The organism is Streptomyces rectiviolaceus, from assembly GCF_039533825.1.
Lineage (GTDB): Bacteria > Actinomycetota > Actinomycetes > Streptomycetales > Streptomycetaceae > Streptomyces > Streptomyces rectiviolaceus.
This window is the reverse complement of sequence record NZ_BAAAUG010000041.1, coordinates 17,499-37,298: the sequence shown is the minus strand read 5'-3', so window position 1 is coordinate 37,298 and position 19,800 is coordinate 17,499. Positions and strand designations below refer to the sequence as shown.

Annotated in this window: 15 protein-coding genes and 1 riboswitch; of the genes, 6 read left to right on the top strand and 9 right to left on the bottom strand. The window is 71.4% G+C overall.

The window, feature by feature from the left end:
* The first annotated feature begins 123 nt into the window (after positions 1 to 123).
* Positions 124 to 2,184 carry a bifunctional glycosyltransferase 87/phosphatase PAP2 family protein gene (locus tag ABD378_RS13950; protein WP_344521048.1) on the top strand — a complete coding sequence of 687 codons (2,061 nt, stop codon included), beginning with the start codon at positions 124 to 126 and terminating at the stop codon, positions 2,182 to 2,184.
* Here ABD378_RS13950 and ABD378_RS13945 read toward each other — a convergent pair.
* Positions 2,138 to 3,760, bottom strand: a complete 1,623-nt coding sequence (locus ABD378_RS13945; protein ID WP_344521047.1) for a hypothetical protein — start codon at positions 3,758 to 3,760, stop codon at positions 2,138 to 2,140. The genes ABD378_RS13950 and ABD378_RS13945 overlap by 47 nt on opposite strands.
* A gap of 224 nt (positions 3,761 to 3,984) precedes the next feature.
* A complete protein-coding gene (locus tag ABD378_RS13940; RefSeq protein WP_344521046.1) occupies positions 3,985 to 5,229 on the bottom strand; it encodes a cytochrome P450 in 1,245 nt (414 codons plus the stop codon).
* Positions 5,230 to 5,523: 294 nt separating this feature from the next.
* On the opposite strand from ABD378_RS13940, the gene ABD378_RS13935 reads away from it, so the two are divergent.
* Complete coding sequence (locus tag ABD378_RS13935) at positions 5,524 to 6,693, top strand: steroid 3-ketoacyl-CoA thiolase (RefSeq protein ID WP_344521044.1); 1,170 nt, start codon at positions 5,524 to 5,526, stop codon at positions 6,691 to 6,693.
* 152 nt (positions 6,694 to 6,845) lie between these two features.
* Here the strand turns inward: ABD378_RS13935 and ABD378_RS13930 are convergent, their stop codons facing one another.
* The 7 genes from ABD378_RS13930 to ABD378_RS13900 form a co-directional block, all read right to left on the bottom strand.
* Entirely contained in the window at positions 6,846 to 7,301 is a 456-nt protein-coding gene (locus ABD378_RS13930; RefSeq protein ID WP_344521043.1) for an aggregation-promoting factor C-terminal-like domain-containing protein, read from the bottom strand.
* Between the two features lie 346 nt (positions 7,302 to 7,647).
* Complete coding sequence (locus ABD378_RS13925) at positions 7,648 to 8,496, bottom strand: ECF transporter S component (protein ID WP_344521042.1); 849 nt, start codon at positions 8,494 to 8,496, stop codon at positions 7,648 to 7,650.
* Positions 8,493 to 10,184 (bottom strand): ABC transporter ATP-binding protein, encoded by a 1,692-nt coding sequence (locus tag ABD378_RS13920; RefSeq protein ID WP_344521041.1) that lies wholly within the window; start codon positions 10,182 to 10,184, stop codon positions 8,493 to 8,495. The genes ABD378_RS13925 and ABD378_RS13920 overlap by 4 nt, the downstream gene beginning before the upstream one ends.
* On the bottom strand, positions 10,181 to 11,572 hold the full coding sequence (locus ABD378_RS13915; protein WP_344521039.1) for an energy-coupling factor transporter transmembrane component T: 1,392 nt from the start codon (positions 11,570 to 11,572) through the stop codon (positions 10,181 to 10,183). Before ABD378_RS13915 ends, ABD378_RS13920 begins: the two co-directional genes overlap by 4 nt.
* An 8-nt stretch (positions 11,573 to 11,580) precedes the next feature.
* Positions 11,581 to 12,261 (bottom strand): SCO2322 family protein, encoded by a 681-nt coding sequence (locus ABD378_RS13910; protein WP_344521038.1) that lies wholly within the window; start codon positions 12,259 to 12,261, stop codon positions 11,581 to 11,583.
* On the bottom strand, positions 12,258 to 13,472 hold the full coding sequence (locus tag ABD378_RS13905; protein WP_344521037.1) for an SCO2321 family membrane protein: 1,215 nt from the start codon (positions 13,470 to 13,472) through the stop codon (positions 12,258 to 12,260). Before ABD378_RS13905 ends, ABD378_RS13910 begins: the two co-directional genes overlap by 4 nt.
* Before the next feature lie 144 nt (positions 13,473 to 13,616).
* Positions 13,617 to 13,685: riboswitch (cobalamin riboswitch) on the bottom strand.
* A gap of 79 nt (positions 13,686 to 13,764) precedes the next feature.
* On the bottom strand, positions 13,765 to 14,814 hold the full coding sequence (locus tag ABD378_RS13900) for a Strvi_7410 family MBL fold metallo-hydrolase (RefSeq protein ID WP_344521036.1): 1,050 nt from the start codon (positions 14,812 to 14,814) through the stop codon (positions 13,765 to 13,767).
* A gap of 226 nt (positions 14,815 to 15,040) precedes the next feature.
* Here ABD378_RS13900 and ABD378_RS13895 point away from each other — a divergent pair, with 226 nt between their 5' ends.
* The 4 genes from ABD378_RS13895 to ABD378_RS13880 all read left to right on the top strand — a co-directional run bounded on the left by ABD378_RS13895 (position 15,041) and on the right by ABD378_RS13880 (position 19,745).
* On the top strand, positions 15,041 to 16,507 hold the full coding sequence (locus ABD378_RS13895; RefSeq protein ID WP_344521035.1) for an aldehyde dehydrogenase: 1,467 nt from the start codon (positions 15,041 to 15,043) through the stop codon (positions 16,505 to 16,507).
* Positions 16,507 to 16,740 carry a ferredoxin gene (locus ABD378_RS13890; protein WP_344521034.1) on the top strand — a complete coding sequence of 78 codons (234 nt, stop codon included), beginning with the start codon at positions 16,507 to 16,509 and terminating at the stop codon, positions 16,738 to 16,740. Before ABD378_RS13895 ends, ABD378_RS13890 begins: the two co-directional genes overlap by 1 nt.
* A gap of 206 nt (positions 16,741 to 16,946) precedes the next feature.
* Positions 16,947 to 19,574 (top strand): class III lanthionine synthetase LanKC, encoded by a 2,628-nt coding sequence (gene lanKC, locus ABD378_RS13885; RefSeq protein ID WP_344521032.1) that lies wholly within the window; start codon positions 16,947 to 16,949, stop codon positions 19,572 to 19,574.
* Positions 19,575 to 19,619: 45 nt separating this feature from the next.
* Positions 19,620 to 19,745, top strand: a complete 126-nt coding sequence (locus ABD378_RS13880; protein WP_135335021.1) for a SapB/AmfS family lanthipeptide — start codon at positions 19,620 to 19,622, stop codon at positions 19,743 to 19,745.
* The last annotated feature ends 55 nt before the right edge of the window (positions 19,746 to 19,800 follow it).

The following is a 19,800-nucleotide window of genomic DNA, read 5'->3' as shown; positions in this document are numbered from 1 at the left end:
GGAGCCGACTGCACGTCTCGGAGCAGCCGACTGCACAGCTCCGAGCCGACGGAGAACTCTCGGAGCTGACCGGACGTTGGGACCGAGCAGAGATGACGAGCGGGGCGGGAGGGCCGACGGCACGTGGCGAATGTCGAGCACGGAGGACCGGGAAATCCCTTTGGGGCGGGGGCCGGTGCACCGAAGACGCGGATCGGGGCGGCCCGTGTCGCCCTCTGGCTGATCGCCGCCGTGCTGGCGGTACGGCAGTTGGTCGTCGTCCTGCGTACGCCGGAAGGGGAGCGGCTCACCGACCTGGAGACCTGGATCGGTCCGGACGGCGTCCTTCATGTGAACGGGTCCTTCTACGACGCGGACAAGTTCACCGGCACCCCCTTCGCCGGACTCGTGCTCAAACCGTTCTCCCGCGCGGCCGAGCAGGCACTCGGCTGGGGCTGGACGTTCGGCACGCTGATCCTGGTCGTGATCCTCGGCATGGTCGCGGCACGGGCGCTGCCGCAGCCCGTGTCCCGGCGCACCTCACTGCTCGCCGCGCCCGTCGCGATCTGCCTCCTGATGCTGTCGCTCCCGGTGCGCAACACCCTGCACCTGGGCCAGACCAGCATCATTCCCGTACTTCTCGTCCTGCTCGGATGCTTCGCGGTCCGCGGGGAGCGGGCCAGCGGCGTCCTCATCGGCATCGGGGCCGCGCTGCAGCCCACCTTGCTGCTCTTCGCCGCCCTGTTCTGGTGCACAGGCCGCAAGCGCGCCACGGCATCCACCGGCGCCACCTTCCTCACCGTCACCGCGCTCGCCTGGGCCGCGATGCCGCACGACTCCTGGGTCTACTGGGTGCATCACCTGGCGGGCGCCGGCCTGGGCGCGAGCCCGGACGGTGTCGCCAACCAGTCGCTGCACGGCGCGCTGCTCCGGTTCGGCCTCGAAGGGCCGCTGGAGATCGGCCTGTTCACCGCCCTGAGCGCGGCCGTCGTCTGGTTCGGCCTGCGCCGCGCCGTCCGCTACGCCAAGGACGGGCAGCTGCTGCTCGCCGTCGCGATCACCGGCTGTGTCGCCGTCGCCGTGTCCCCGACGACCTGGCAGCACCAGCTCCTGTGGGTGCTGCTCGCGGTGGTCGGCCGGGTCGGCAAGAAGCAGTCCGACCGGTACATGTGGCCGGTGGCCGTCGTCCTCGTGTCGACATTGCCGGCGAAGATGATGCTGCCGAACATGCCGGTCGTGGAGCCCATCCGCGACAACACCGTGCTGATCGCCGCGCTCGCCGCCGCCACCGTCGTGCCGTTCCTTTCCCGTACGGCTCCGCAGTACCAGGAGCCCATCCCCACCGACTACGCCAAGCCGGTGCCCGCGCGCTGGAGCCGGGTGCCGCTGCTGCCGTTCTGGCGGCGGGTCATCACCCGGCCGAACCTGCTCCTCGAACTGCTCCTGATCCGCGTCGGCTACTCCGCCTACCAGCAGGCGCGGCTCGCCGCGACGGGCGGCACCAACTCGGGCGGGCGGGCCACCGCCGAGCGCCACGGCGACCAGATCTACTCGATCGAGCAGTTCCTGCACATCGACATCGAGCACTGGGTCAACCACGCGGTGGTGAAGGCGGGCTGGCTCGAGGACTTCTTCAACTTCTACTACACGTCGTTCCACTTCGTGGTGCCGCTGACCGTCCTCGGTGTGCTCTACGCCCGGCGCCCCGCCGACTACCGCTGGGCGCGCTCGGCGCTCGGCTTCGCCACGGTCCTCGCGCTCGTCGGGTTCTGGCTCTATCCGCTGGCCCCGCCGCGCCTGATGCCGGGCCTCGGCTTCATCGACACGGTCCATGGCGTGCAGGACTTCAGCCGGCCGGACTACGGCACGCTGACCGCGCTCACCAACCAGTACGCGGCGATGCCCTCGCTGCACTTCGGCTGGTCGCTGTGGTGCGGCGTGGTGATCGCGATCCTTGCGCCCAAGTGGTGGATGAAGGCGCTCGGCCTGCTGCATCCGCTGTTCACGGTCTCCGCGATCGTCGCCACCGGAAACCACTGGGTCCTGGACGCGGTGGGCGGCGCGGCCGTCGTCGGCGCGGGCTTCGGACTCGGCCACCTCCTCGCCGGGCCCCGGGTGGGCAGGACCCTGAAGGTGGCGACAGGGGCGCAGCCGCCGGTCATCGACATGTCGAAGGACTCGGCGAAGGACCGTACCCCGAGCTGATCCTGTACGTCCCCGGCCTGGACACCGTGAGCCGGGTGAAGTCGCCGTGCCGCTTCAGGCAGGCCCCCTCCGCCCGGAGCCACGGCGAGTACACCAGGCGCAGCGTCACCGGCTCGCGCGTGGGGACGCGGACCGTCATGGCCGAGCCGGTGGACCGGACGACGGACGCGGGCTTGGACACCATCGGCACCGCGTCCTTCACCCGGAACACCCGCCAGTGCGTGTCCCGCCACACCGGCTCCAGCCACTTGGGGCCGCCTGCGACCAGCGCGGCCTCGTCCTCGGCGAATCCGTCCGGCTTCCCCGACGGCAGCACCACATAGCCGACCGCCCACTTGTCCAGCCACGCCCGGTAGGTGGTGGCCGAGAAGGACCCGTCGTAGAAGAGCCGGCCGCGCTCGATGTCGAGCTGCCGGTTCCAGCCGCGCGCCATGTTCACGTACGGGGCGAGGGCCGTGGCCTCGCGGTGGTTGCGGGCCGGGACCACTTCCACGCGCCCCCGGTCGGCGCCGAGCCGCTCCAGCTCGCGGACCACGCCCTGGGTGTCGGCGGCCCACTTCGGCACGGTCGTCGACACCGCCAGATCGTCCACGGTCTTCTGCGTCACCCAGGCCGTGGAGAGCACGAGGGCGACGGTGAGCACGACGCGGCGTACGCGGGACAGCGCGGGCGCCAGCAGCGCGCCGAGCAGCGCCGCGGGCGCGAGCAGCTCGGCCAGGCGCTCCACGTTCGTGCCGATGGGGGACGGGATGAGATACGTCAGGACCGTCCCGGCCGCGTACACGGCCGCCCCCCACCGCAGCACCCGCCACTCGCGCGGAGCCGCCACGACCAGCGCCAGGCCGAACACCACGGGCGGGAAGATCCGGTCGAAGGGCATCAACTGCTCGCCGGTGAAAGGGAAAAGGACGGTCGTCGCCCCCACGACCACCACCGGCGGCACGAGCAGCGCAGTGGCACGCCCCCAGTCGCGTACGAGGAAATAGGCGGCGCCCGCCACGACGAGGAAGAGACCCGCCACCGGACTGGACATGGTGGCAAGGGCCGCGCACACCACGGCGGCCCCCACGCGCCGCTCCCGCACGAGAGCCAGGCACGCGGCGAACCCGAAGGCGATGCCGAGCGCGAACGTCGTGCGCCCCGACGCGACGTTGCACCACACGGCGAGCGAGGCGAGCACCGCGGGCCACAGCGGGCGCCGTATCCCGGTGCGCTCGATCAGCGCGGCGACCAGCCAGGCACCGGCGACGCCCGACACCACGGTCACCGTCTTCACGCCCATGGCGGCCATCAAGTAAGGGGAGATCAGGGAGTAGTTGGCGGTGTGCATGCCGCCGTACCAGAACAATCCGTACGCGGCAGCGCCGTGCTCGGAGGCGAAGCGGGCCCAAGCCTCCTGCGCCGCCAGGTCGCCGCCGCCGGTGGCGAGGAACGCCGCCCACACCGCGTACAGCGGAAGCGTGGGCAGGGTGGCGATGAGCGGAATCCGGTGGCGTCGGCAGAAGGCCCGGAGGGAGGCCTTCCGCCCGGTGGGTGTGCTGCCCGATGACGCGAGAGAGAGATCGGCGGAGACCACGGCGACCGTTTCCGTTCGAAGTCTTGGAGAGGCAACGTTTGCTTCTCAAGACGCGTCTCGCAACGGAAACGTTGGCTCCCGACAGCTCATGGCTGGATATGCCACCCGGATGCCACTACGGGCCGACCGGACACCGTCCACGGGCCGACCGGGCGCCGCCGGTGGCCGAGGGGAGGCAGGGGCAGGGCGTAGGGGGGAGTCGCCCCTGCCTCCCTGGCAGCAGGTCAGCCCGAGCTGACCTGCAGTTCCTTGACGCCGTTCAGCCAGGCCGAGCGGAGCCTGCGGGGGTCGGAGACCAGCCGCAGATCGGGCAGCGCGTCCGCGATCGCGTTGAAGATGAGGTTGATCTCCAGGACCGCGAGCGACTTGCCGAGGCAGAAGTGCGGGCCTCCGCCGCCGAATCCCAGGTGCGGGTTCGGATCGCGGGAGATGTCGAACTTCTCGGGCTCGTCGAAGACTTCGGGGTCGTTGTTGGCCGAGGAGTAGAAGATCCCGACGCGGTCACCCTTCTTGACCGTCACGTCCCCGATCTCGGTGTCCTGGGTCGCGGTGCGCTGGAAGGAGACGACGGGGGTCGCCCAGCGCACGATCTCCTCGGCGGTGGTCTCCGGGCGCTCGCGCTTGAAGAGCTCCCACTGCTCGGGGTGGGTGAGGAAGGCGTGCATGCCGTGGGTGATGGCGTTGCGGGTCGTCTCGTTTCCGGCCACCGCGAGCAGGATGACGAAGAAGCCGAACTCGTCGGAGGAGAGGTTGCCTTCGTCCTCGGCGGCCACCAACTGGCTGACGATGTCCTTGGCCGGGCACTCCTTGCGGGCGGCGGCGAGGTTCATCGCGTACGAGACGATCTCCATGGCTGCCTCGGCGCCGACCTCCTCGGTGATCGCGTACTCCGGATCGTCGTAGGCCGCCATCTTGTTGGACCAGTCGAAGATCTTCGTCCGGTCGTCCTGGGGCACGCCGATGAGCTCGGCGATGGCCTGCAGGGGGAGTTCGACGGCCACGTTCGTGACGAAGTCGAAGGAGCCGTCGGGCGCGGCGTTCGCCAGGGCCGTCTCGACGATGGAGCCCGCGCGCTCGCGCAGGGCGTCCTCCAGGGAGCGTATGGCGCGGGGTGTGAAGCCGCGCTGCACGATCTGGCGGACCCGGGTGTGCTCGGGCGGGTCCATGTTCAACATGATCATCTTCTGGACCTCGATCTGGTCCCGGCTGATCGTCTCGTTGAAGCGGATGACCGCGGTGTTGAGGTTCGAGGAGAACAACTCCGGGTGCGTGGAGACGTATTTGACGTCCGAGTGCCGCGTGACGGCCCAGTAGCCCGCGTCGTCGAAGCCGGAGATGCGCGGCGGCTGGGCGATCCAGCGCACCGGTTCCGTCTGTCGCAGCTGGGCGAACTCCGGGAGGGGCACGCGCTCTTGGAGCAGGTCGGGGTCGGTGAAGTCGAACCCGTCGGGCAGCGCTGGACAGGGCATCGGCAACTCCAGGAGTTCAGTTCCGGTTGTGAGTCGTGGTGCTGAGTCATGGTGCTGAGTCCGGCTCTTGCTTCTGACGGACCATCAGGAGATGCCCCGCAAGGTAGTAACGGGTTCTACAAGTGGCAAGGCCCGTGACGGGTCCGCTTTCGTGCAGGTAGTGCGCAAGGTGCGTGCAAGCCCCTTGCGGTGCCGGGGTCGGGCTCAGCAGACTGCATGCAGAACTAGAACGCGTACTAGTTCTCCGCGTGGGTGCCGGGACACTCGCGCGGGATGTGGATGGAGAGGACGCCCATGGCCGCGGAACCTGTCATCGTCGAAGCCGTACGCACCCCCATAGGTAAGCGCGGCGGCGCGCTCGCCAACCTCCACCCCGCCTATCTGCTCGGCGAGACCTATCGCGAGCTCCTCGGCCGCACGGGCATCCACGCCGACTGTGTCGAGCAGATCGTGGGCGGCACGGTGACCCACGCCGGGGAGCAGTCCATGAACCCCGCGCGCACGGCCTGGCTCACGATGGGCCTTCCGTACGAGACCGCGGCGACGACAGTGGACTGTCAGTGCGGCTCGTCGCAGCAGGCGAGCCACATGGTCGCCAACATGGTCGCGGCCGGCGTCATCGACGTGGGGATCAGCTGCGGCGTCGAGGCGATGTCACGGGTGCCGCTGGGGTCGGGCTCCAAGCACGGTCCCGGCAAGCCGTTCCCCGAGGAGTGGAACGTCGACCTGCCCAACCAGTTCGAGGCGGCCGAGCGGATCGCCCGCAACCGGGGCCTCACGCGGGAGAACGTCGACTCGCTCGGCCTCATCTCGCAGGAGCGCGCCGCCACCGCCTGGGCCGAGGAGCGCTTCAAACGCGAGACGTTCGCCGTCCAGGTCCCGACGACGGAGGAGGAGCAGGCCGCGGGGCAGGGCATGTGGCGGCTCGTCGACCGGGACGAGGGGCTGCGCGACACGTCGATGGAGGGCCTGGAGCGGCTCAAGCCGGTGATGCCGACCGCCGTGCACACCGCGGGCAACTCCTCGCAGATCTCGGACGGCGCGGCGGCGATCATGTGGGCGTCGAAGCGGATGGCGCGGGCGCTGAAGCTGAAGCCGCGGGCGCGGATCGTGGCACAGGCGCTCGTGGGCGCCGATCCGCACTTCCACCTGGACGGGCCGATCGACGCGACGCGGGCGGTCCTGGGCAAGGCGGGGATGTCCCTGAAGGACATCGACCTGGTGGAGATCAACGAGGCCTTCGCCTCGGTGGTGCTGAGCTGGGCGCAGGTCTTCGAGCAGGACCTGGAGAAGGTGAACGTGAACGGGGGCGCGATCGCGCTGGGGCATCCCGTGGGGGCGACCGGAGCTCGGCTCATCGCGACCGCCCTGCATGAACTGGAGCGCCGGGACAAGGAGTTCGCGCTGATCACCATGTGCGCGGGCGGGGCTGTGGCCACGGGGACGATCATTCAGCGGCTGTAGGGCCGGTCTGGAGATGCAGAACGCCGGGGCCGGGCTGGATATATCCAGCCCGGCCCCGGCGGCATTCAGCCCGTCCGGCGTTTGAGGACGAACTCGGCGAAGCCGGTGATCGACGGTGCGCAGGGCTTCGGCTCAGGCGGCAGCGCCAGGGCTCAGTACCAGCCGTTGGCCTGCCAGTGAGCCCAGGCGCCCGTCGGGCTGCCGTAGCGGTCGTTCATGTAGTCGAGGCCCCACTTGATCTGGGTCTCGGGGTTGGTCTTCCAGTCCGCGCCTGCCGAAGCCATCTTCGAGGCGGGCAGGGCCTGGACCAGGCCGTAGGCGCCGGAGGACGAGTTCGTCGCCTTGTGGTTCCAGTGGCTCTCGTGCTCGACGATCTTGCTGAACGCCTTGTACTGCGCGGGGTCCGGGATCATCTTCTTCGCGATCGCCTGCGCCGAGGAAGGAGCCGCGGCGGGAGCGGCGGCCGGAGCGGCCGCCTTCGCCTCGGTGGGGGCCGCGGCCTGGGCCGGGCCCGCCATGAGCACCATGCCGGTCGTGGCGGCGGCCACGGCGGCACCGGTGAGGGCCTTCTTCGGGGTGGCAATACGGCGGAGGAGCGTGGCGGACAAAGCGTGACCTTCCGTGGGGGACATGGTGTCGCGGGCACGCCGTGGGCCACGGGGTGTGGCTGGGGGAATGCGTCGGCGCCCTGGGCCTTGAGGCCGTCGGCGCCGTGCGACTCGATCCAGAGAAGCAGGGCTGTTACGTCTCCGCAATGACCCCTTTTACTAGTGGATGTCGCATGTAAGCAGAAGGTCCTTTGTGTGACGTGGCTCTCAATCCCCAGGTCAGGGCGTATATTGACGCGTCCGCGTCAGGAGAGTTGATCTACGGCCCTGCCTAGTAGAGGACCAAGGTCCTGTGGGCCGCCTCACCGCGAAGGGACCCCTTCGGTAACGGAGAGCCGACGGCCGCCTACGCCTTCGGCCCCTCGAATGTGACCTGGGCCTCGAAGGCGGCCCGGCGCGTGGCCCGGCGCAGCGCCTTCAGGACGGCGGGGCCGAGGGCGAGGCTCAGCAGGACGGTGACGACGGCGCGGGGAAGGTCCCAGCCGAGCGAGGTCGCCAGGCAGTACGCGATGAAGCGGCCGAGGTTCTCGCCGACAGGGTCGCCGGGCACGAAGGAGACGCCGGTCGCGAGGCCGCCGAGGTAGGGCCAGCCCTGCAGGTTCATGACGGTGCCGTACAGGACGGACGAGACCGCTCCGTAGGTGGCGAGCAGCCACAGCTCGCGCCGCCCGCGCAGGCTGTCGGGGCCCGGCAGCAGTCCCGCGCCCATGCAGACCCACCCCATGGACAGCATCTGGAACGGCATCCATGGCCCGACGCCGCCGGTGAGCAGCGCGGAGGCGAACATGGACACGGCACCGAGCACGAACCCGAACCCCGGTCCGAGCACGCGCCCGCTGAGCACCATGAGGAAGAACATCGGCTCGATCCCGGCCGTCCCCGCCCCCAGTGGTCGCAGGGCGGCCCCCGCGGCGGCAAGCACCCCGAGCATCGCGATGGCCTTGGCGTCGAGCCCGACATCGGCGATGGTCGCCACGACCACGGCGAGCAGGAGCGGCAGCAGGGCCGCGAAGAGCCAGGGCGCGTCCTGGGCGTGCGCGCTGAGCCCCGATTCCCCGCCCGCGATGAGCGGCCACCCGAAGGCCACGACGCCGACCGCGCTGACGAGCGCGAGGGCGCCGATGGAACGCGGGCCCAGGCGGATGGGGCGGACCTGGCGGATGGCGGCACGGCCGGTTCCGGGAGCGTGGCTCACGCGGCCCCACCCCCGGCACCCAACGCGTCCCGTACCTCCGTGACCGTCAGCCACCGCTGCGGGGCAAGGATCTTGGTGGTCTGCGGGGCGAAGGACGGGGACGAGACCACGATCTCCGGGGTCGGGCCGTCCGCGACGATCTCGCCGTCGGCGAGGATCGCCACCCGGTGGGCCAGTTCCGCCGCCAGTTCCACGTCGTGCGTGGCCAGGACGATCGCGTGGCCCTCGGCGGCCAGGCCGCGCAGGAGCGTGACCAGGCGGGCCTTGGCCGCGTAGTCCAGGCCCCGGGTCGGCTCGTCGAGGAGGAGAAGGGGAGGGCGGGCCGTCAGGACGATCGCGAGGGCCAGGGTGAGGCGCTGGCCCTCCGAGAGGTCGCGGGGGTGGGTGTCGTCCGCGATGCCGGGGAGCAGCTCTGTGACCAGCGCGCGGCAGGTGCCCGGGGCCGCCGCCGCGTCATGGTCCGCCGCCGCGCACTCGGCGGCCACCGTGTCCGCGTAGAGGAGGTCACGCGGCTCCTGGGGGACCAGGCTCACGTGGCGGATCAGTTCGCGCGGGCCCGTGCGGTGCGGGACGGCTCCGCCGACGCGGACGGAGCCAGCCGAGGGTTCGAGCAGGCCCACCAGGGTCGACAGGAGGGTGGACTTTCCGGCGCCGTTGCGGCCCATCAGGGCGACCGTCTCTCCCGCGCGGACGGTGAGGTCCACGCGGCGCAGGGCCTCCACCCGGCCCCGGCGGACGGCCAGACCGGAGACGTTCGCGGCGGCTGCCTCCGGTGCATCCGTCTTCGTACGCTTACGCAAGCTGGGCCAGCGCGTCGCGGGGCCCGCCACGGGAGGCAGGGCCTCGGTCTCCTCGCGCGGCTCGGCTTCCGCCATCGCCAGGCGCTCCCGCAGCGCGCCCGCCCTGCGCCGCGCGTCCCGCACCGTCAGCGGCAGCGGCGACCAGCCCGCCAGGCGGCCGAGGCCCACCACCGGCGGGTAGACCGGAGAGACGGCCATCAGCGACGCGGGATCCCCGAGCACGGGCGGCTCGCCGGGCGCCGCGAGCAGCAGCACCTGGTCCGCGTACTGCACGACCCGCTCCAGGCGGTGCTCGGCCATCAGGACCGTGGTGCCCAGGTCGTGCACGAGGCGCTGCAGTACGGCGAGTACTTCCTCGGCGGCGGCCGGGTCGAGGGCCGACGTCGGTTCGTCGAGGACGAGGACCTGGGGGTGCGGCGTGAGCACCGAGCCGATGGCCACGCGCTGCTGCTGGCCGCCGGAGAGCGTGGCGATGGGGCGGTCGCGCAGATCGGCGAGGCCAAGCAGGTCGAGCGTCTCCTCGACCCGGCGGCGCATCACGTCGGGGGCGAGCCCGAGCGACTCCATCCCGTAGGCGAGCTCGTCCTCGACCGTGTCCGTCACGAAGTGCGAGAGCGGGTCCTGACCCACCGTGCCGACGACGTCGGCGAGTTCACGCGGCTTGTGTGTACGGGTGTCGCGCCCCGCCACCGTCACACGGCCCCGCAGCGTGCCCCCGGTGAAGTGCGGCACGAGTCCGCTCACCGTGCCGAGCAGCGTCGACTTGCCGACCCCGGAAGGCCCGACGAGGAGCACCAACTCGCCCTCGGGCACGGCGAGATCGACCCCGCGCACGGTGGGCTCGGCGACCCCTTCGTACGTGACGGAGACATCCTCGAAGCGGATCATGAGGGCTCCTCGGTGGGTACGGGGGCGTCGGACTCGGAGGGCGGGGCGGCGGACTCGGGAGGGGCGGGCGCCGGTTTCCCCGCGGAGGGGGCCGTCGGCTTGTCCACGTGTGCGGACGCCGAGTCCCCGGCATGCGCGGGCGGCGGCCCCGGGGGCGCGGTGTCCGGCTCTCCTGCTGGTGCGGACGCCGGGCTCCCCGCCTGAGCGGACGCCGACTCCCTGGCCCGCGCCGGACTCGGTTTCCCCGTCCGCTCCGGTGCCGCCGCCGCCGCGGGCACCGGTGCCACGAAGGCGGGCAGCAGCCCGACAAGCACCGCCGCCGCGGGCCACAGCGGCAGCGTCGGCGCCGTCAGCGGGACGACTCCGGGGTGCAGGGCGGACGCGTCGTAGGTGGCGGCCCAGATCATCAGGCCCGCCACCGCGATCCCCGACCCGGCGACGAGCCAGGCGCGCACGCCCCACGGGTCGGGGCGGTAGCGGGTGCGGACGGAGCGCCGGCCGCCGAGGCGCAGTCCTGCGAGGGCGGCGACGAGACCGGCGGCAAGGACCGGCAGACCGTAGCCCATGCCTCCCTCGGAGAGCAGGCCGTACGTTCCCGCGCAGACGCCCATCAGGCCGCCCAGCGTCAGCACTGCCGTCGTCCTGCGCACCCCGGCGGGCACCGGCGCGCTGCGGCCGAAGCCGCGCGCGTCCATCGCGGCGGCCAGGGCGACCGACCGCTCCAACGCGCCTTCGAGGACCGGCAGCCCGACCTGGAGCAGCCCCCGGATGCCCTTGTCGGCGCGCCCGCGAAGGCGCCGCGCGGCCCTGAGGCGCTGCACATCCATGATCAGGTTCGGCGCGAACGTCATCGCGACGACGATGGCGACCCCCACCTCGTACAGCGCGCCCGGCAGCGACTTGAGCAGCCGGGCCGGGCTGGCAAGCGCGTTGGCGGCGCCCACGCAGATGAGGAGACCGGCCAGGCGCACCCCGTCGTAGAGCGCGAAGAGCAGCCCCTCGGCCGTCACCCTGCCGCCGATCCGTACCCCCTTCGCCCAGTCGGGCAGCGGCACTTCGGGAAGCGTCACGATGACATGCGTACCGGGGATGGGGGAGCCGAGTACGACGGCGAAGACGAGCCGGATCGCGATCACGAAGAGGCCCAGCTTCACGAACGCGCCGTACGACCGCGCCCACGGGGCGGACGTCTTGCGCGCCGCGACGACATACCCCGCGACCCCGATGAGAAGGCCGAGCAGCAGGGGGTTGGTGGTGCGGGACGCCGCGACGCCGAGGCCGAGCGCCCACACCCACCAGGCGCCCGGGTGCAGCGCGTTGCTCCGGTGCGCTTCGGGGGCCAGACGCCGCCGCAGCGCACCGGGAGCGGTGCTCGGGTGATCGGTCATCGCGCGGGTCAGCCGCGTCGGCGGCGTGCCTGCCAGACGGCGGCCCCGCCGAGCAGGGCGATGGCGGCCACGCCCGCGATCAGGCCGACGGAGGGACCACCGGAGTCGTCCTTCTTCGCGCCGGACTCGGTCGACTCGCTCTCGGCGGGCTTCTTCTCAGACTCCCCGTTGCCCGCGACCTGCTCGCCGCAGCCCGACTTCGGGTAGTCCGCGATGGCGCACAGCAGCGCGTTGCTGTCGTAGCGCAGCGGCTTGGCCACCGCGGCGAGCGCGTCCGCGCTTGTCGCGTCGTCCGCGATCTGCGCGCAGGCGGTACGCGGCTTCGGCGGGGTCTCGCCGCCGGGGGCGTCACCCGGTGTGCCGAAGTCGATGACCAGGGCGATGCGCTTGCGGTCGTCCTTGGCGGGGGTCTTGGCGCAGATCGTGTCGAAGTCCGCGGCGGCGCGCGGCTTCGCGGAGTCCTTCGAGTCGTCGGACACGGAGAACCGGAAGCCCTGGACGGCCCCGTCGTCGGGGCGGGCGGTGCTCGGCCCCTGGGGCGCGTACGCCCACTTGGAGCCGTCCCGGTCCCAGAAGGACCAGTAGCGGTAGCCGACGGCCTGGGCGGGGGCGGCGGCGAGGATGCCGAGCAGGGCGGCGACGAGCGCCCCGATCACCAGGCGTCCGCACCGCGCGCGACCCCGCGTCACAGCTGCTGCTTCTTCTTGTTGCCGCTGTAAAGGAAGCCGATGCCGATACCGGCGACCATGCCGACGCCGATGATCCACCAGATGCTCACGCCGCCGCCGTCGCTGTCCTTCTCGTCGGCGGCCTGCTCGGTCGCCTGCGGGGCCGGACCTTGCGCATTGAGCTGCTTGACCAGGTCCGCGCCGCCGAAGTCACGCGGGTCCAGGCCCGAGGCATGGGCGGCGAAGATCAGCTGGGCGTAGGCGGCGGGGCCGGACTTCTTGGCCCAGTCGGCCGAGTTCTTCGCCAGCCACTGGGCCGACTTCTCGGCCTGCTCCTGCTGGCCGGCCGCGGCGAGCGCGAGCACGGAGTCGGCGGTGTTGCCCAGGTCGGGCATGTTCTTGGCGCCGGGCATCGACGACATCAGGTGGTCGTCGCCCTTGGCGAGGGTCTTCAGGAGATAGCCCGTGCCGTTCGAGGCCGCCTGCTCGGCGGTGTCCGCCTTCGCGCACTTCGGGGCCGCGGCCTCCTTCTTGGCGGCATCGACGACCAGGCCCTTGCCGTGGGCGCCGAGGACACCGGCCGCCGTGGCGTCCGCGTTCGGCGAGAGCTTGCCGGACTTGGCGTCCGCGAGGCCGAAGGCGCCGCCGTCCTTGCCGCAGCTCATCGAGAGGGCGGGCAGGGCGTCGTAGGGGGACTTGCCGTCCTGCGACTTCATCGACCGCGGCTTCTCGCCCGCCGCGGCGAGCGCGCCGATGACGATGCCGGTGGAGTTGGCGTCGGATGCCATGCCGGGGCTGTAGCCCCAGCCGCCGTCCTTGTTCTGCACCGACTTCAGCCAGCCGACGCTCTTGTCGACCGTCTTCTTCTGACCGCCGAGCGCGGCGAGCGCCTGCACGGCGGAGGCCGTCGCGTTGCTGTCGAACATCGTCTTGGAGTCGCACGGCTCGGCCGCGTCGGCGCGGTAGGCGGCGAAACCGCCGCTCGCGCACTGCTGTCCTGTGAGCCAGTCGACGGACTTGTCAGCGGGCTTCACACCGGCCGAGTCCTGGGCGAGCAGGGCGTACGACTGCCGGAACACCCCGTCGAACTTGGGGTCGGCGTCGCCGTACAGACCGGAGGGAAGCGCGGCGGAGGGCGACGGGGACGCGGTGTCCGCGAAGGCGGCCGGGGCGGCGGCCGAACCGAACACGGCGACGGCGGCCAGGACCGCTGCGCTGCGGCGAACGTTCATGATGCGGCGGGTGCCTCTCCCTGCGGGGAGCGGGGCAGCACGGGCGCGTAGCGGGCACGGGCACCGGGCGGCTCCGGCTCCGTATACCTCGACGGTGCCGTTCATCGGGGGCCCCGATGAAGCGAGCCGGTCATGCTTCGTACCGGGCAATCCGGCTCACCGCGGATGCGGTATACGGCTGCGGGTCAGCGCCGGATTCGCACCGGCTTCCCCCTGTACGGGCATGATGACGACGGGGCCACTCTACCGGCCCGTAGGGGGAGTGGCCGGGGCGCCCGCCCCCGGCCGGAGGTCACACCGCGCGGTACCGCACAGGATCGCTGCCCACCGCCTCCGCGCGCCCCAGCTTCACCAGGCGCCGCACATGGGCCTCGGCCTCGGAGACCGCGATGTTCCGTGAGCCGTACCGGATCTCGGCCCAGGGGCGGTTCCACTCCATCCGCTCGGCGAGCTGCCAGGGCGTGAGGGGCTCGGCGAGGAGGGCGAGCAGGTCGGTGAGGCGCTCCTCGTGGTGGGCCAGGATCTCCCGCACGCGGGCCGGGGCGTCCGTGAACGCGTACTGGTGGGCGGGCAGCACCTCGGCGGGGCCCAGGCGGCCGATGCGCTCCAGGGAGTCGATGTAGTCGCCCAGGGGATCGGTGATCGTCTCGTCGTCCGGGTCCTCGTACAGGCCGATGTGCGGCGTGATCCCGGGGAGCAGATGGTCGCCGGAGAACAGGCGGCCGTGCCCCGGCAGTCGCGCCGGGTGCTCCTCCTCCAGGTGCAGGCAGACGTGGCCCGGGGTGTGGCCCGGCGTCCAGATCGCGCGGAGCCTGCGCCCCGGCAGTTCGAGCAGTTCGCCGGGTGTGATGTCGCGGTCGGGGAGCGCGGCGGCCATGCCGGGAAGGCGGGGTGCGCGGCCCGCGTCACGGGCGGCGAGGAGCGGGGCCAGGTGGTCGGCGGGGGCGCCCGCGGCCGTCAGCTTCTCCACCATGTAGTCGAACCAGCGCGCGGGCGGTCCTGTCCGCGTGCGGCGTACGACCGACGCGTCCGCCTCGTGCATCGCGATCCACGCGCCCGAGGCCTCGCGGACCTTGGCCGACAGGCCGTGGTGGTCGGGGTGGTGGTGGGTGATGACGACGCCGTGCACCGCGTCGGCGGACGTGCCGCAGGCAGCGAGGCCGGTGGCGAGGGCGTCCCAGGACGTGGGGTCGTCCCAGCCCGTGTCGATGAGGACCGGACCCGCGTCGGTGTCCAGGAGATGGACGAGGGTGAAGCCAAGCGGGTTGTCCGGGATCGGGACCTTGATGCTCCATACGCCCCCGCCGTGCTCGGTCACCTGCGGATCGGTCACCTGCGTCATCGGGCGCCCTCATCTCTCGTCGGCTGCGCGGCCACGACCACGGCCCTCGTTCACCATAACTAGAACTAGTTCCAATGATCGCCCAAGTCGACTGTTTCGTCAGGCTACTTGAAAGGCTGCTCGCACCTCGCTCCCCGTGGACTACTGGAACTAGAACTGGTATCAGTTCTGAAACAGTGTCAGGAAGCGTGCCGCGCAGGCGGAATCCCGCAGGAGGCAGTCAGCCATGACCGAGCTCGTGGAACACGGACAGCTTTTCATCGGCGGGGAGTTGGTGGACCCCCTCGGCAAGGACGTCATCGAGGTGATCTCGCCGCACACCGGCAAGGTCTTCGCGCGGGTGCCGCACGCCGCGCCCGCCGATGTCGACCGGGCCGTCGCCATCGCGCGCAAGGCGTTCGACGAGGGGCCCTGGCCCCGGATGACGCTCGACGAGCGGATCGAGGTCATCACGAAGATCAAGGACGCGTTCGCCGTACGGCACGAGGAGATCGCCCGCGTCATCAGCTCCGAGAACGGCACCCCGTACACCTCCAGCGTGATGGTGCAGGCCCTCTCCGCGATGATGGTCTGGGACTCGGCGCTCACGGTCGCGCGCGACTTCACGTACGAGGAGGCGCGCGACGGAGCCCTCGGCAAGATCCTCGTCCGGCGCGAGCCGGTGGGCGTCGTGGCGGCCGTGGTCCCGTGGAACGTCCCGCAGTTCACCGCGGCGGCCAAACTCGCGCCCGCGCTGCTCGCCGGATGCCCGGTGATCCTCAAGACCTCGCCCGAGGCGCCGCTCGACGCCTACATACTCGCCGACATCGCCACCGAGGCCGGTCTTCCGCAGGGCGTCCTCTCGATCATCTCGGCGGACCGCGAGGTGAGTGAGTACCTCGTCGGGCACCCCGATGTGGACAAGGTGTCCTTCACCGGCTCCGTCGGCGCGGGCAAGCGCGTCATGGAGGTGGCGGCCCGCAATCTCACGCGCGTGACCCTGGAGCTCGGCGGCAAGTCGGCCGCGGTGATCCTGCCCGACGCGGACGCGGCGAGCGCGGTCGCGGGCATCGTCCCCTTCGCCTGGATGATCAACGGCCAGGCGTGCGTGGCCCAGACCCGCATCCTCGTGCCGCACTCGCGCTACGACGAGTTCGCCGAGGCCTTCGCCGCCGCGGCCTCCGCGCTCAAGGTCGGCGACCCGCTCGACCCGGAGACCGAACTCGGCCCGCTCGTCGCCCAGCGCCAGCAGCAGCGCTCGCTCGACTACATCCGCATCGGCCAGGAGGAAGGCGCAAAGATCCTTACGGGCGGCGGGCGTCCGGCCGGGCTCGACCAGGGCTGGTACGTCGAGCCGACGCTCTTCGGCGGTGTGGACAACTCGATGCGCATCGCCCGCGAGGAGATCTTCGGCCCGGTCATCTGCCTTCTTCCGTACGGCGACGAGACCGAGGCCGTGAAGATCGCCAACGATTCGGACTACGGGCTCAGCGGCAGCGTGTGGACGGCGGACGTGGAGCGCGGCATCGACGTGGCGCGGCGGGTGCGCACCGGGACGTACTCGGTGAACACCTTCAGCCTGGACATGCTCGGCCCCTTCGGCGGCTACAAGAACTCGGGCCTGGGGCGGGAGTTCGGGCCCGAGGGGTACGGCGCGTTCTTCGAGCACAAGATGATCCACCTCCCCGCGGGCTACGAAGGGGCGGGTGCCTGATGGGTGACCGCTGGCACGTCGAGGTGGACCGCTCGGTCTGCATCGGCTCCGGGATGTGCGTGATCACGGCGCCGGGCGGATTCGCGCTCGACTCCGCCCGCCAGTCGCACCCCGCGGATCCTGAGACCGACGCCAACGAGAAGGTGCTCGAAGCGGCCGAGGGGTGTCCGGTCGAGGCGATCACCATCACGTTGTCAGGCAGCGGGGAGGTCGTTTTCCCGCCGGAGGACTAGCAGAGTTCGCACCGGCAACGGGCTTTACTTCCGTGACGCCGACCGCACCGTTCTGTGTGGGTCTCGTGTTCATTATGTGCACTCGAACGGGTGCGAACAGGACTTTACGCATGCGTTCCGCATGCCCGATCGATGACGTCTGTGACTGTCCGTCCCCTTTGCGACCTGGAACTCTCTGAGCCAGGCCACATAGGGAGGGGACGTTCGTGGACAAGCGGTACGAGGTCTACTGTCTGGCTGACAGGCACTTCTACGAGACTCCGGACCGTTTGTCCGTGGGCGGCACCGCCCCCGAGTTCGGGACGGCGGGGCGCCCGGTCCCGCAGGGATGGCGGTCGGCGCGCGAGGGTGACTGGCTGACATTCATCCCCGTCGACGAGGGCGGGCACGCACGGCCCGCGCCCCAGCAGGGCTGGAAGATCCATGTGTCCGCCACGCTGGAGAACGCCGACCGGGTCGCCGCGGCGGTCTGGGACCACTGCGTGCCGCGCGCCGTCCCCTTCAAGTTCATCGCGGGACGGCACCTCCTCCACCTGCGCAACAGCAAGTACGCGGGACGCGACGGCAGCGGCAAGTTCGCGACGCTCTATCCGGCCGACGACCATCAACTGCAGGCGATCCTGAGTGAGTTGGGGCAGGCTCTCGAAGGGGTCGAGGGCCCCTACATCCTCACCGACCTGCGCTGGCAGGAAGGCCCGCTGTACGTCAGATACGGCGCCTTCACCCGACGTATGTGCGTCAACGAGCGCGGCAGTCTCGTCCTCGCGATCGAGAACGACCGTGGCGTCCTTGTCCCCGACTCGCGCGACCCGGCCTTCCGGGTCCCCGAGTGGGTGACGCTGCCGGCGTTCCTCGAATCCCAGCTGGCGGCACGGAACAACACGACGACCACCGACCTGCCCTACCGCATGGAGAAGGCGCTGCACTTCTCCAACGGCGGCGGGGTCTACGCGGGTACCGACACACGGGACGGCCGCAAGGTCGTCCTGAAGGAGGGCCGGCCGCACGCGGGCCTGGCGTCCGACGGGGCCGACGCCGTGGCCCGCCTGGAGCGCGAGCGGGACGCGCTGGAGAAGCTGGCGGGTCTCGGCGTCGCGCCCGAGGTGCGCGACTGGTTCGAACTCGGCGGCCACCGCTTCCTCGTCATGGACTTCCTGGAGGGCCGCACCCTCAACTCCTTCTTCGCGGACCGGCATCCGCTGCTGGTCAGTGAGCCGGACGCGGACGCGATCGCCGCGTACACGGCTTGGGCGCTGCGGATCCACCGCGCCGTCGAGGACGCCGTCGCGGCCGTGCACGAGCGGGGCGTCGTCTTCAACGACCTCCACATGTTCAACATCATGGTGGGGCCCGACGAAGAGTCCGTATCCCTCCTCGACTTCGAGACGGCGACGAAGGTGGGCGAGGGCAGCAGACAGGTCGTGGCCCACCCCGGATTCATCGCACCCGCGGACCGCGAAGGTGTGGACGTCGACCGCTACGCCCTCGCCTGTCTGCGGCTCGCCCTCTTCCTGCCGATCACCACGCTGCTCGCCGTCGACCGGGGCAAGGCCGCGCACCTCGCGACGGTGATCGCGTCCCAATTCCCCGACGTGCCCAAGGAGTTCCTCGCTGAGGCCGTGGCGGAGATCGAGCGCGGCGGGCAGGAGCAGGCTCACGCGAAGGGCGCCACCAGGGCGACCGCGGGGCCGGCCGCACCGCTCGTCGAGCTCGCCGACTGGCCGCACAGCCGGGACTCGATGGTCAAGGCCATCATCGCCTCGGCCACCCCGGAGCGTGACGACCGGCTCTTCCCCGGCGACATCGCGCAGTTCACCGACGGTGGCGGGCTCGGCCTGGCGCACGGCGCGGCCGGAGTGCTGCTCGCCCTCGCCGAGAGCGGCGCCGAACGCTACGAGGAGGGCGAGCGCTGGCTCCTGAAGCACACCGAGCTCGCCCCTCCCGGCACGCCCCTCGGCCTCAACGACGGCCTCGCGGGCATCGCCCACGTACTCGAACGCCTCGGCCACCGCACCCGCGCGCTCGACCTGATGGAGCTCGTCCTCCGGGAGAACTGGCAGCGGCTCCCCTCCGACCTGCACGGCGGCCTCGCCGGACTCGGCCTCGCCCTGGACGCCCTCGCGCACAGCACCGGCGAGGAGCAACTCGCCCAACACGCACTGCGAGCAGCGGAGTTGATCGGCGAGCGGCTGACCGCCGACAGCCCTCCGAGCGGGCGGCCACGGGCCGGTCTGCTGCACGGGGCCACCGGTCCCGCACTCCTCTTCCTGCGGCTCTACGAGCGCAACGGCGACCCCGCGCTCATCGACCTGGCGGCGCGGGCCCTGCGTGCGGACCTCGACCGGTGCGTGGCGCGGCCGGACGGCAGCCTCGGCGTGGACGAGGGCTGGCGCACGATGCCCTACCTCGGCGACGGGAGCGTCGGCATCGGGATGGTCATCGACGACTACCTGTCGCACCGGGACGACGCCGGGTTCGAGGCGGCACGGCCCGGCATCCTGGCCACCGCGCGCTCACGCTTCTGCGTACAGCCCGGCCTGTTCCAGGGGAGGGCCGGACTGCTGCTGCACATCAACCGCAGCACCGCGCCCGGCATCACACCCGAGGACGTCGCCGCGCAGATCGAGGGACTCGGCTGGTTCGCGATGCCGTACGCCGGCCAACTCGCCTTCCCCGGCCACCAGATGCTGCGCCTCTCCATGGACCTGCACACCGGAACGGCGGGCTGTCTCCTCGCCCTCGCCGCCGCCCTGGGGGACGGCGGAGCACACGTCCCCTTCCTGCCGCCGCCCAGGCGGCCCCAGAGCCGGCCCCGCTACGCATCGGAGTCGTGACACAACCCATATGGACAACAACGTCCCCAAATGAGAGGGAACATCATGGCGCTTCTCGACCTGCAGAGCATGGAGTCCGACGAGATGACCGGTGGCGGCGGCGGTGGCGGCGGCAGTCAGGTGAGCCTGCTGCTGTGCTGGAGCGCCGCGAGCGTGCTGCTCTGTCTGTGACGTCGGCCCGTGCCTGAGCGGCACGGTCTGTGAGGGACTGGGCGGTGCCTCTGCC

Bases quoted from the DNA above. Each gene is read 5' to 3' on its own strand.
- ABD378_RS13900 (WP_344521036.1), bottom strand. From the start codon at position 14,814: ATGACGCAGGTGACCGATCCGCAGGTGACCGAGCACGGCGGGGGCGTA.
- ABD378_RS13890 (WP_344521034.1), top strand. From the start codon at position 16,507: ATGGGTGACCGCTGGCACGTCGAGGTGGACCGCTCGGTCTGCATCGGC.
- ABD378_RS13935 (WP_344521044.1), top strand. From the start codon at position 5,524: ATGGCCGCGGAACCTGTCATCGTCGAAGCCGTACGCACCCCCATAGGT.
- ABD378_RS13905 (WP_344521037.1), bottom strand. From the start codon at position 13,472: ATGAACGTTCGCCGCAGCGCAGCGGTCCTGGCCGCCGTCGCCGTGTTC.
- ABD378_RS13915 (WP_344521039.1), bottom strand. From the start codon at position 11,572: ATGACCGATCACCCGAGCACCGCTCCCGGTGCGCTGCGGCGGCGTCTG.
- ABD378_RS13880 (WP_135335021.1), top strand. From the start codon at position 19,620: ATGGCGCTTCTCGACCTGCAGAGCATGGAGTCCGACGAGATGACCGGT.
- ABD378_RS13940 (WP_344521046.1), bottom strand. From the start codon at position 5,229: ATGCCCTGTCCAGCGCTGCCCGACGGGTTCGACTTCACCGACCCCGAC.
- ABD378_RS13920 (WP_344521041.1), bottom strand. From the start codon at position 10,184: ATGATCCGCTTCGAGGATGTCTCCGTCACGTACGAAGGGGTCGCCGAG.
- ABD378_RS13895 (WP_344521035.1), top strand. From the start codon at position 15,041: ATGACCGAGCTCGTGGAACACGGACAGCTTTTCATCGGCGGGGAGTTG.